Below are 10,416 nucleotides of genomic sequence, written 5' to 3'. Positions count from 1 at the left end.
TCAGCTCACGAGGCCAACGCGGTGCGCACAGGCGTCCGGACGGCGGTGGCCGTCAACACCGTCCCCCAGGCGCGGGCCGCGCCCCGGCGCATCGCATCCGGGTCACCTGTGGTGAGAAACCGCCGGACGGCCGGGTCCGCGCGCTGATGGTGCGGGTACCGGGCGGCGATCGCGGCCGCCATGTGCTCAGCCGGATCGATCAGCCGGGTCTGTGGTAGCGCCGCGGTGAACCAGCGGGATGCGGCGGGGTAGTGGGTACAGGCCAGCACCAGCGCATCCGCCCGTCGCAGCGGGGCGACGATCCTGGCCAGATCGGCCTGGAACTGCGTCGAACCGGTGCGCCCGGCTTCAATGTGCGCCGAAAGTGGTTGTGCGACACGGCACATCACCTCTCGGCCCGGCCGGGCGAGACCACGGCGGTACTGACCGGCGGCGATGGTACGCCGCCCACCGACGACGCCGATGCGGTCCAAGTCCCCGGGTACCGAGGCCAATCCGTGGGTGATGATGCCTTCCACCGGGACGACAGCCGTCCTCAACCGGTCCACGACCGTGCTGGCCGCGTTGCATGCCAGCACCACCTCGGTGGCGCCTCGTTCGGCGAGGGCGGCAATCACGGTCATCAGGCGCTCGGCCAACGCGTCGGGCGGCAGCCGGCCATAGGGTGTGGCGCCGGCGTCCGACCAGTACAGCACCGGCAGTCCAGGCACCGACCGGTCCAGGGCGTTGAGCAGACCGACGCCGCCGATGCCCCAGTCGACGATGCCCAGGCATGGCGTCATGGGTAGGACAACGGGGCGGTCTGCCCCTTTTCCAGGGGCCCGGAATCGAAAGCCACGACGCGCGCCGACATGGTTGCCGTCAGTGTCTCCAGGCGGCTGTCGGGAAAGCGGCTGCCGAAATACCAGCGGTACTCGTGCTCGGCCCGGATCGGGTTGTGCCGCAACATGTTTTGCCAGTCCGCATGCGTGGTCAGCGCGGTCAGGTCGGTGGCGAACTGCGGCCGGGTGTGGCGGGTACGCAGGTGCGCGACGGCCGAACGGGCCAGCACGGGCAGGTCGCGCATCCGCGCCGGCTGTTCGACCATGTCCACCACCCACAACCGTCCGCCGGGGGCAAGCACCCGGCGGATCTCGGCCATTACCGGATCCCAGTCCAGATAGCGGAATGACAGGAAGGAGATCACCACGTCGACGTGGTCGTCGGGCACGTCCAGGGCGGGTCCGCTGACCTGACCGAATCGCAGCCGTGCGCGGCCGTGGCTGCGTTCCCGCGCCCGGGCCAGCATGGCCGCGGAACTGTCCACCCCGACGGCGAAGTCGATGTCGCCGTTGTCGTCCAGCGCGCGCAGCAAAGATCCGTTGCCGCAACCGATTTCCAGTATCCGCACGCGTCGGCCGAGCTCGTCGTGGACCGCAGCCAACCGGCTTGCGGCCCACTGCCACTCGGCTTCCCGGACGCGGATGTCGGCGTAGGCGCGGTCGTAGAGCTCGGCGACCCGGTCATAGGAACGCCCGGGTTGGGTTGCGGCGGGCAGGCTTTCGATCATCGGCTCGGCGGGACAGCCCAGGTACTTGCGCATGCTGCCGGCCCAGCCGTGCGACTTCTTGCCCGGAGCCGCGATCAGGTAAAGATCCGGGCGAGCCGCCGGATGGCGGCCCGCCCACGCAAACCGGTCCTTGCGAAGCGACACGGTGGTGTAGTTGTGGTTGCCGAACGTGGGTACCCCGAACACGTCGGCGAAGAACGGAGCGAACCAGCGCGCGGTCCGGCAGGCGTGAAAGTAGGCGCGACCATCGGGCGTGAACGGGATCGTCATGGCCCGCCATTCGTGCGGCGAGAACTGCTCAGGCCAGTCCGTCGAGCCGAACATCGGGCCGTACATGCCCGAATGGCTGATCAAGTGCAATTGGCTGATGAGCCTGCCGGACAGGGCGAGCCAGGCGAGTTCGGTTTCGAAATCCGCCTTGTGCCGAACCCCGGAGACGATCACTTCCGCGTCGGGGTGTGCGGCGGCCAACTCGCGCCCCATCGTCGCAGCGGCCACCGCGAACTCGGCGGATCCGCCGCGGTAGTGGGTGGTGTGCGCCACCCAGATGACCGGCCGCTGTTGGGGTTTCGGCGCGACGTCGGCAAAGGGAACCCGCACGTGGTCACCCGCCGGGATCCACGCGCCGAAGTCGCCGACGAGCTCGAGCGCCTCGCCGCGCTCCAGGTCGAAGACCCGCATGCCCGCCGGCGGCGGGCTGTACAGGTGCAGGGTGAGACCGCCTGTGTCGGCGGCCATGTCGTGGATGACGTCGGGCGAGATCTCGATGGCCGCGTCCGGCGCGCGCAGGATTCTCTCGATGACGGCGAGTTGTGTTCCGGCCCAGTCGAATCGCCGCTCGTGGAACAGTCCTTCGACCGCGACCACGAAACCACCCGATCCGCCGTGATCGTGCGGGGCGCAACTGTGCCCGGGACGCCAGCGGGCGAGCATGATCTCCACCTGGTCGTCGACGCGCAGGATCGACCGGGAGTACGGTTCACCGTCGCCGGGTTCTTGCGCCAGCGTCGAGAGCAGCGGGCGGGCCGCCGCAGTGCGGGCCAGCAAGTCGGGACCGGGAACTTCGCCGCGCACCGCGACGCGGGCCAGTGCGTCAAGGAGCGAAGCCAACTCGGCGAGCGGTTCGCGTGTGCTCGGTGCTGACGGGTGCGCGATGTCGGTCATGAATGATCCCTTTTCGACGAACCCGCCCGAAGTGGCCGTCGTGACGATGTTGTTACCGAGGCAACGCTCTCGCCGGGATCTACAAGGATTCTTGGAAGATTCTTGGAGCGGTCGAGCCGGCCGGACCGATCAGGTCGCGGCCAGCAGCTCGGCCATCTTCGGAATGATGGCCTGCAGCGCCTTGAGCGGGCGGATCATCACCTTGAACGAAACGATCTTGTCCGCGTCGTTCCAGTGGATGATGTCGACGCCCTCGACGGTGATGCCGTCGATCTCAGCGCTGAACCGCAGGATCGCGGACTTCTCGCTGTACCAGTGTTCGAGGTAGCGGAAGTTGTTGCCCGCGAACAGCTTTTCAGCTGCCAGCAGGTAGGCGCGGGTCTTGGCGCGGCCCTGCTGGGGGGTGAAGACGGCGGGGGAGTAGAACGTCGCGTCGTCGTCCAGCAACTCGTCCAGGGCGCCCGGGGCACCCGACTCGATGAAGGCCAGCCACCGCTGGATGACGGGCGGTGTCACACCGAGGCCCGCGCCGCGGTCATGCCTGCCAATCGCCCGGTGATCAGCTCCTCGGCCTCGCTGACGATCCGCGACACCAGCTCGCCGACCGTCGGGATGTCGTTGATCAGGCCCATCGCGGTGCTGACGCTCCAGATGCCGGCATCGAGGTCGCCGTCGTCGAACACCCGGCGGCCCCGCACCCCGGCCACCAGGTCCTTGATGTCCTCGAAGCTGCCGCCGTCCTTGAGGATCTCGACGACCTCGCGGGACACCACGTTGGATGCGACCCGCGCGGTGTTGCGCAAGCTGCGGAAGATCAGCTCGGTGCCGCGCTCGTCGCCGGCGACGATGGCCTCCTTGACGTTCTGGTGGATGCAGGATTCGGCGGTGCACATGAACCGCGAGCCCATGTTGATCCCGTCGGCGCCCAGCGCCAGCGCCGCGACCAGGCCTCGGGCGTCGGCGAACCCGCCGGAAGCGATCATCGGGATCTCGATCTTGTCGGCCGCCGCCGGGATCAGCACCAGCCCGGGGATGTCGTCCTCACCGGGATGGCCCGCGCATTCGAAGCCGTCGATGCTGATGCCGTCGACTCCCAGGCTCTGCGCTTTGACCGCGTGCCGCACCGAGGTGCACTTGTGCAGGACTTTGATGCCGTTGTCGTGAAACATCGGCAGGTGCGGCGCCGGGTTGGAACCGGCGGTCTCGACGATCTTGATACCGGCCTCGACGATCACCTGCCGGTACTCGTCGTAGGGCGGCGGATTGATCGCGGGCAGGATCGTCAGGTTCACCCCGAACGGCTTGTCCGTCAGATCGCGCGTCTTGGCGATCTCGTTGGCCAGATCGGCCGGCGTCGGCTGGGTGAGCGCGGTGATGAAGCCCAGTGCGCCCGCATTCGCAACCGCCGCAACCAGTTCCGCGCGACCGACCCACTGCATGCCGCCCTGGGCGATCGGGTGTTCGACACCGAACGCCTCGGTGAACTTCGTCGTCAATGCCACTTCGACGTCTCCTATTTGTGCTGTTTCCGCCAGCTACGGTAGGCGTTGCCGTTTTGCCCGGCGGCGCCGGGATGCCGATCGAGCTCAGCACGCGCCGCCGGCCCGGAGTTCCGTTCGGGTCTGCTCGATCTGTTCGTAGGCATAGTTCGCCATCGCGGCGGTGGACATGGCGGCACCGGCGCGCGTGCAGGATTCATAGACGTCGCGGCCCAGCACGTCGCGCAGCTTGGCGACGAGAGTGTTGAGTTCGGGAACCGACTGGGCGGTGACCGGAGTGAACGCCGAACCGGCGAGCGTGGCGGCGGCCTGGAAACGACCCTGCCGCTCCAGAAAGCTCGCCAGCAGAGCCAGCGGCGTGCTGATCATCGTGGTGCTGCCCGACTCGTGGTGATTGCGGATGGCCAGCTCGAAGTAGTCGAGGGAGGTCAGCGGGTCGCCGTACTGCGATTCGACGCGGCACAACACGGACGCGAGATGGGAGACGCTGCTGCGGTTGCCGGAATCCTTCGCGATCGACAGGCCGCGCCGCATCGCCGTCAGGGCCCGGGCGGGATCGGTGTCGCGGAACGTGAAGCCGACGGCAAGGAGTGCGAAACAGAGCGCGAGCGGATTGCGGGTAGCCTCGGCCGCCTCGATCAAACCGTCGCACAACGCCATTGCCTCGTCGTTCGGACCCTCGATCGCCAGCGCGAAAATCAGACAGCCCCTGGTCAAGGTCAATACATCGCCATGACGCGCCAACTGCCTGCGGCTCAATTCGACACCGCGCTGTCGCTGCCCGCTCACGGTGAACGCCCCACTGGGCCAACCCCGCACGTCAAAGGGCACCGCGCCCTGATCGCGTTCGAGCAACGTCACGGCGGCTTCGGCATGTGGCACCGCGTCCTCCAGCCGTCCGGCCGAGTAACACATCGACGCCAGCAGCGTGAGAAAAGTCAGCCACGGATGGTCCGCAGCGACAGCGGGTTCCAGCAATTCTTCCGCCCACGACAGCGGTTCGAATATGTCCAGCGAATAACCCAGGAACGCCGCGTAGGCGGCGATGGTGGCGCCGCCGTCGAGGTCTCGACGGTCTACGGTCCAGCGGAAGGCAGTACGCAGATTGGCCAGCTCGACGGTGAACCACGCGTACGCCTCGCACTGCTCCGGACTGTCCCACACGGTCATGGCATCGGTGATCCTGCGGGCGAAGTGACGGGCATGCGTGTTTCGAACATCCTGTGCTACACCGTGATTGACCAATTGCTCCTCGGCGAACTCCCGGATGGTCTCCAGCATCGCATACCGTGTCCGGCCCGCCATCCGGTTCACGACCACCAGCGACTTGCGCACCAACGCATCCAGTAAGTCCAGGATTTCGTAGTCGTCACTGGCATCGACGGCCGCTACCGCGCACGCACTTTCCAGGTCGAACCCACCGGTGAACGTCGAACAGCGTTCCAGGAGAACCTGTTCCGGTTCGTCCAGGTGGTCGTAGGACCATGCCACCGCGTGCCGCAGTGTCTGATGCCGACTCAACCCGCGCCGGGAGCCGACCAGCAGTCGGAATCGGTGGTCGAGCCGGTCGCGCACTTCGATCGGCGACATCGACGCCATCCGGGATGCGGCGAGTTCAATGGCCAACGGGATTCCGTCCAACCGGCGGCAGATCTCGACGACGGCGTTTTCATCCTCGGCATCAGCGGCCGAGAACCGCGCCGAAACACTCTGTGCGCGTTCGACGAACAAGCTCGCGGACGCCGAGGTGATGCCGCCTGCCAACTCCAGGGAAGGCACCGACCACACTTGTTCGTCGGCGACTTCGAGACGTTCGCGGCTGGTCGCCAGGATCCGCACACTCGAGGACGGGGTGAGGATCGCCTCGATCAGGTCGGCTGCGGCGTCGCGCAGGTGTTCGCAGTTGTCGAAGATCAACAACCGCACTCGACCTTCCAGCGCGGAGGCGACGCTCTCGGCCACACTCTTGCCCGGTTGCTGCATGATGCCCAAGACGGCGGCCACCGCATCGGGGACCGCGGCCGGGTCGGTGACCGCCCCCAACTCGAAAAACCAGACGCCGTCCGGAAATTCGTCCGACATCCGCGCCCCGACCTCCAATGCGAGGCGGGTCTTGCCGACCCCTCCCACGCCGGCCAGGGTCACCAACCGATGAACCTTCAGTGCCGCCCGCACCTGATCGAGCTCGGACTCGCGTCCGACGAAACTCGTCAACGTCGGCCGCAGGTTGCCACGACTGGTGTCCAGGGCGCGCAGTGCGGGAAACTCGACCCGCAGCCCGGGCGCCCGGACCTGGAATACCCCGATCGGGGTGGGCAGGTCGCGCAGTCGCCGCGGCCCGAGATCGATCAGGTCGACCCCGCTGACCAACCCGGCCGTCGAATCGGTCAGCAGGATCTGGCCGCCATGGCCGGCAGACATCACCCGGGCGGCGCGATTCAGCACCGAACCGAAATAGTCTCCGTCCCGCAGCTCGGCTTCTCCCGTCGCCAAACCCATGCGCACCGGCAATTCCAGTGCTCGCTGGGCGGTCAGCGCGGCGTCCACCGCGGAGCGGGGCGAGGCGAACGCGGCGCAGACGCCGTCGCCGGTGCGCTTGAACAGCCATCCGCCGCAACTTTCGATCGCACGGCGAAGCACCTGATCGTGGGCGGCCAGCGCTGTCCGCATGCCGGCGGCGTCGGCCTCCCACCGGCGCGTCGAACCCTCCACGTCGGTGAACAAGAACGTCACGATCCCGGTAGGCGCAACCCCCGGAAGTGCGGTCACTCAGGCAGAATGCCACAGTCCGCAACCAGGTGACAGACTTCTGACGTGGCAGAACCTCAATTCACTTCGGTGGCGCCGATCGTGCCCGTGGCGAACCTCGATGCCGCTCTGGAGCGCTACCGACGGCTCGGATTCGACGTCCGGAGCTACGACGGTCCGGATCGGTACGGGTTTGTCGACCGCGGCCCGGTGTCCCTGCACTTGACCGAGTGGGCCGAACACGACCCGCTGACCACCGCCTCCAGCGTGTACTTCTACGTCAGCGACGCCGACGCGCTCTACGCCCAGTGGAAAGCGTTGGACGGTCTCGGCGGCCGACTGCATCCGCCGCACGACACCCCTTACGGCTTACGGGAGTTCGCGTACGTCGACCCGGACGGCACGCTGCACCGGGTCGGCTCGCCGCTCTAGCTGTTCCGATAGATCTTCAGAGCGGTAGTGATCATCGGAAGCTGAAGTGGCAGACGGGCAATGGCGATGGCACGCATGTACCAGGGCTTGTCCCACCACAGCCGGACCATGTTGATGTTGCCCGGCCAGACCCCCAGAAACAGCGTGATGGCCGCCAGCGCGCCGAGTCTGCGGGTGGCGGGCGCCAACAGCAACGCGCCGATGCCGACCTCCGCCACGCCCGAAGCGTGGGTGTAGAACCGCGCGGTGCCCGGCAGCTCCACCGGGATGATGTCGTCGAACGGCTTGGGCGCCACGAAGTGCAGAACCCCCATTCCGACCAACCCCGCACCCATCCGGGACGCGGTTTTCTGGACAGAGTCACGCGGGGCTAATTCTGTGGAGGTCATTCCCTCATTGTTACCTGCCGCGCCGAATCGGTCCGCACTAGACGTCGCCGCGCTGCGGTGAAGCAGGTTTCGGCGCGTGAAGCCTGGGCGTTGCGGGTGAATCCTGGGCGTTGCGGGTGAATCCTGGGCGGGATCCTGCCGATTTTTCCGCCCAGGCTCCACACCGAAAGCCGTCACTTCACGCTCAATGCCCAGGCTTCACAACCGAAGTCATGCAGCAACCGAACGTCCCAACCGGCCGGGTGAACCCCTGCTCGAGCCGGAAATTCGGAAGTCGAGTGCTACACCAATCCCGGCGCGGACCCTTCTGGACTCAACCGCCGCGCCATGTCAGAACCAGCAGACCACCGACACGTACTAGACGCCGGTGGCGCGGTGGTTGATCTCGCGCAGCACCCACGGTGGCGCGATGTGGGCGATCGTCATCAGCGCCTTGGCCTGCTTGCCGACCGCGAAGTGCGGACCGTGCGGCAGGCGAGGGCGGCCCTGGGCGATCTTGAACACCGTCTCGGCGACGTCGTCGGCCGTGAGGTTGATTCCCATCGTGCGGGTGCTTCCGGTGTCGACGCCCTGGACCATGCCGGTGTCGACGAACAGCGGCCACACGGCACACACCCGGATGTCGTCCGCGGCCCACTCCAGGTCGAGTGCCTCGGTGAGCCCGCGTAACGCGAACTTGGAAGCCGAGTACGTCGCCAACTCGGCCTGCCCGTACATCGCCGACGCCGAGGACATGTTGATGACCTGCGCGTTGGGTGTCGCGCGCAGATAGGGATAGGCCGAATGGCAGCCGTTGAGAGTGCCCTTGACGTTGACGTCGATGATGCCGAGCTGATCGGACAGCGCTATCTCGGCGAAGCGGCCCGCCTTGAGGATGCCGGCGTTGTTGACCAGCACGTCCAGCTGTCCGCCGGTATGTTCGGCCAGCTCGCCCAGCCGGGTGGCCCAGGCGTCGGCGTCCTGCACCTCCAGCGAGTCGACGACGGCGCCGGGGCTCAATTGCTCACGTAGCTCGTCGAGTGCCGCGGGGTTGCGGCCGTAGGCGGCGACGCGGTAACCCGCGCGGTCGAAGCGAAGGGCCGTTGCCCGGCCGATTCCTGCGGTCGCGCCGGTGACGGCGACGGTTTTGGTGGCCACACCCAGATCGTTCCCGCCGATGGCTGGGGATAACCGGGAATCGGACGGGAAATGTGCGGACGCTACCATCGCCCCCGGGTGACTGTTCAGGCTGAGGCAGACTCGCCGGACACCGGCCCGGGGCTCCGGCCGGGTCAGACACGGCCACTTCGATGCCCATCGCGGCGAGGTAGGAGATCTCATGGTCGAGATTCACCTGGAACGCACCATCGCGGCACCCGTGGAACGGGTCTTCGACTGGTTGGCCGACCCCGCCAGCCTGGCGGCGGCGCCGTTGGTCATCAGATCCGGATGGGCGAAAGGCTCCCCGGCGCCCGGCGCCGGCGCGACTCGGGAAGTGTGGGGGACCGGCATGTGGTTCCGCGAGGACATCACCGCCTACGACCGACCGCACAGCTACACCTACCTGATCGTGCGCTCGGTGCCCGCGTTCGACCACGACGGCGGCACGTTGACGTTCACTCCCACCGGCGAGGGCACCCACGTCGACTGGATGACCAACTACACCCACCCGCTGTACGCCGGCGGCAAGGCGATGGAGAAGATCAGCCGCCCGCTGCTGCGATGGAGCTTCCTGGCGATCCTCAACGCCTGCGCCAGGGAACTAGAGAAGTGAATCTCAGAAACGCCCGTCGTACGGGCGGTCGCGGTGCAAGACTTTTTCCATCAGTCCAATGCGGCCGTCGAGGGGTAGTCCGGGTTGGCTGGACACATGAACGCTGACCGGGCCCGTTCGCGCACCTTCGTCGTGACCGGCGCCGCGTCGGGTATCGGCCTGGCCGCCGCGCAGCGTCTGCTCGACGAAGGTGGCACCGTCATCGGCGCCGACGTGGCCGCACCGCCTGACCTCGGCGCCGAGTTCCACTTCGTGACGGCCGACATCAGCGACGAGGCCGCGGTCGAGGCGGTGTTCGCCGCGGTTCCCGACCGCCTCGACGGCGTCGTCCATTCCGCCGGAGTGGCCGGCGGCGGGCCGGTGCATCTGCTTCCCCGCTCCGAATGGGAGAGGGTCATTGCCGTCAACCTCACCGGGACATTCCTGGTGGCCAAGGCGGCGCTGGCCCGGATGATCGAGCAGCCCCGGGTCGACGGAGAGCGCGGCTCGATCGTGACGCTGGCCAGCGTCGAAGGTCTGGAGGGCACCGCCGGGGGCAGCTCCTACAACGCCGCCAAGGCCGGGGTGGTGCTGCTGACCAAGAACATCGCGGTCGACTACGGTCCCAGCGGCATCCGGGCCAACGCAATCTGCCCGGGATTTATCGAAACCCCTTTGGCCGAAAGCGTTTTCGGGATGCCGGGGATGGAGGGTCCGCGAGCCTCGATCACCAGGGAGCACGCGCTGCAACGGTTGGGCCGTCCCGAAGAGGTCGCGGCCATGGCGGCTTTCCTGGTGTCGCCGGATGCGTCGTTCGTGACGGGGCAGGCCATTGCGGTCGACGGCGGGTATACGGCCGGCCGCGACCACGAGGTCGTGAAGATGTTCGGCTTCCCCGACTGA

The 10,416-nt window shown here is 67.4% G+C and carries 10 protein-coding genes; 3 read left to right on the top strand and 7 right to left on the bottom strand.

Annotation, left to right across the window (positions count from 1 at the left end; translation table 11 throughout):
- Positions 1–5 precede the first annotated feature (5 nt).
- The 5 genes from AC5Y4D_RS26885 to AC5Y4D_RS26865 form a co-directional block, all read right to left on the bottom strand.
- Positions 6–782: a glutamate racemase gene (locus tag AC5Y4D_RS26885; protein WP_499946039.1), complete on the bottom strand. Its 777-nt coding sequence runs from the start codon at positions 780–782 to the stop codon at positions 6–8.
- On the bottom strand, positions 779–2,713 hold the full coding sequence (locus AC5Y4D_RS26880; protein ID WP_500038713.1) for a methyltransferase domain-containing protein: 1,935 nt from the start codon (positions 2,711–2,713) through the stop codon (positions 779–781). Before AC5Y4D_RS26880 ends, AC5Y4D_RS26885 begins: the two co-directional genes overlap by 4 nt.
- 129 nt (positions 2,714–2,842) lie before the next feature.
- The gene (locus AC5Y4D_RS26875) at positions 2,843–3,229 is read right to left on the bottom strand and encodes a nuclear transport factor 2 family protein (RefSeq protein WP_499946041.1); all 387 of its coding nucleotides are present in this window, start codon (positions 3,227–3,229) and stop codon (positions 2,843–2,845) included.
- Positions 3,226–4,215, bottom strand: a complete 990-nt coding sequence (locus tag AC5Y4D_RS26870; RefSeq protein ID WP_499946042.1) for an NAD(P)H-dependent flavin oxidoreductase — start codon at positions 4,213–4,215, stop codon at positions 3,226–3,228. Before AC5Y4D_RS26870 ends, AC5Y4D_RS26875 begins: the two co-directional genes overlap by 4 nt.
- An 84-nt stretch (positions 4,216–4,299) precedes the next feature.
- On the bottom strand, positions 4,300–6,981 hold the full coding sequence (locus AC5Y4D_RS26865) for an ATP-binding protein (protein ID WP_500038712.1): 2,682 nt from the start codon (positions 6,979–6,981) through the stop codon (positions 4,300–4,302).
- Positions 6,982–7,026: 45 nt separating this feature from the next.
- Here AC5Y4D_RS26865 and AC5Y4D_RS26860 point away from each other — a divergent pair, with 45 nt between their 5' ends.
- Positions 7,027–7,392 (top strand): bleomycin resistance protein, encoded by a 366-nt coding sequence (locus AC5Y4D_RS26860; protein WP_500038711.1) that lies wholly within the window; start codon positions 7,027–7,029, stop codon positions 7,390–7,392.
- On the opposite strand, the gene AC5Y4D_RS26855 is transcribed toward AC5Y4D_RS26860, so the two are convergent.
- Together AC5Y4D_RS26855 and AC5Y4D_RS26850 are read right to left on the bottom strand one after the other, a co-directional pair.
- Positions 7,389–7,781 carry a DoxX family protein gene (locus AC5Y4D_RS26855; RefSeq protein ID WP_500038710.1) on the bottom strand — a complete coding sequence of 131 codons (393 nt, stop codon included), beginning with the start codon at positions 7,779–7,781 and terminating at the stop codon, positions 7,389–7,391. The two genes, AC5Y4D_RS26860 and AC5Y4D_RS26855, sit on opposite strands and share 4 nt — an antisense overlap.
- Before the next feature lie 357 nt (positions 7,782–8,138).
- The gene (locus AC5Y4D_RS26850) at positions 8,139–8,918 is read right to left on the bottom strand and encodes an SDR family oxidoreductase (protein WP_500038709.1); all 780 of its coding nucleotides are present in this window, start codon (positions 8,916–8,918) and stop codon (positions 8,139–8,141) included.
- Between the two features lie 181 nt (positions 8,919–9,099).
- Between AC5Y4D_RS26850 and AC5Y4D_RS26845 the strand changes: the two genes are divergently transcribed.
- The gene (locus tag AC5Y4D_RS26845) at positions 9,100–9,534 is read left to right on the top strand and encodes an SRPBCC family protein (RefSeq protein WP_500038708.1); all 435 of its coding nucleotides are present in this window, start codon (positions 9,100–9,102) and stop codon (positions 9,532–9,534) included.
- Between the two features lie 96 nt (positions 9,535–9,630).
- Positions 9,631–10,416 carry an SDR family NAD(P)-dependent oxidoreductase gene (locus AC5Y4D_RS26840; RefSeq protein ID WP_500038707.1) on the top strand — a complete coding sequence of 262 codons (786 nt, stop codon included), beginning with the start codon at positions 9,631–9,633 and terminating at the stop codon, positions 10,414–10,416.

It is taken from the genome of Mycobacterium sp. NGS67 (assembly GCF_059812185.1).
Note: the sequence above shows the minus strand (reverse complement) of the source record. Positions and strands in the feature narration are given on the sequence as shown.